This is a genomic window from Streptomyces sp. NPDC037288 (genome assembly GCF_055603265.1).
The window spans coordinates 1-1,148 of record NZ_JBVJVY010000230.1 but is presented as its reverse complement, the minus strand read 5'-3'; the positions used below and the strand labels follow the sequence as shown (position 1 = coordinate 1,148).

1 protein-coding gene is annotated in these 1,148 nt (G+C 69.6%); it reads right to left on the bottom strand.

Annotated elements, in window-relative coordinates; translation table 11 throughout:
- Positions 1–16 precede the first annotated feature (16 nt).
- A protein-coding gene (locus ACZ7GZ_RS43450) for an IS630 family transposase (RefSeq protein ID WP_471033397.1) occupies positions 17–1,095 on the bottom strand; the annotation gives its coding sequence in 2 pieces (ribosomal slippage) (positions 17–594 and positions 594–1,095; 1,080 coding nt in all).
- Positions 1,096–1,148: the final 53 nt, after the last annotated feature.

Sequence of the window (1,148 nt, the reverse complement as noted above, 5' to 3'; positions counted from 1 at the left end):
TACTGGCTTCAGCTCGTCAGGGTGAGGGTGGGTCGTCGAAGGTCAGGCCGGTGCCCGCTATGAAGCCGTCGAGAGTGTGGGGCCGGTACTGCAGGCGCTTGAGCCGGTTGCGGACGAGGACTTCGAGCCGGTCGAGGGCCATGACGGCGAGGTTGGCCAGGCTGCGTTTGACGTGTGCCCACACGCCCTCGACGGGGTTGAGGTCGGGTGAGTAGGCGGGCAGCAGGAACACCGTCAGCCATTCACGTTCGGCGATCAGCTCGCGCATGGCGTGGGAGACGTGCGTGTTGAGCCGGTCCCACACGAGGACGATCGGTGCCTTGAGGAGCTGGTGGGTGCCGTCGATCAGCGCGATGAAGTCGCGTTCGCCCATGCTGCGGCGCTTGCCTTTGCCTGCGGGGTGGGTGCGCAGGCGGTGGCACAGCCGGGTGCGGGAGCCGGGCCGCATGGCGATGAGTCCGGCCACCGACAGCCGTCCCGAGCGTCGTCCGCTGACGGTCACGACCGGTGTGCGGCCGCGCCGGCCCCAGGTGCGTCCTTGGGGCGGCCGCCGGGTGAAGCCTGCCTCGTCCTCGAAGCAGATGTAGCCGCCGCAGGCCGCCCGGGCTCTTTTACCTCGGCCCAGGTCGCCTCCTTCCATACCGTGACGGCCGTCTCGTCCCGTTCGGCGACCCGGCGCGCGGGGATCTGCGGGCTGAAGCCGAGCCGGTGCATCAGCCGCGTGGCCCCGGAGACGCTGTAGGCAATGTGAAATTTCCTGCCGATCAGCGTGGCCACCCTCGCCGCCGTCCACACCTGGTCCTCCACCCAGCCGTGCGCGGCCGGGCCCTGCTCGAGATACGCGGCCAGTTTCTCCAGACAGCGTGGGGACAGGCGGCACCGCGACCCGCTCGGGCCGCGGGAGGCCAGAGCCCGTGCACCGCCGTCCCGCCACACCTGGTGCCACTGGTAGGCCGACTTCACGCTCACCCGCAGCCGCCGTGCGACTTCCGGCGGCTTGACCTTCTGCTCGAACAGCTCGGCCGCCTGCATCCGTACCGTCTCCCGACGCCGACGTCCCTCAGGGGTCAGGCCGCCCCCATCCGCATACCTCACACACCACGGGATACAGCCACCCATCCATGCCCATCAGGGACTTCGTGAAGATT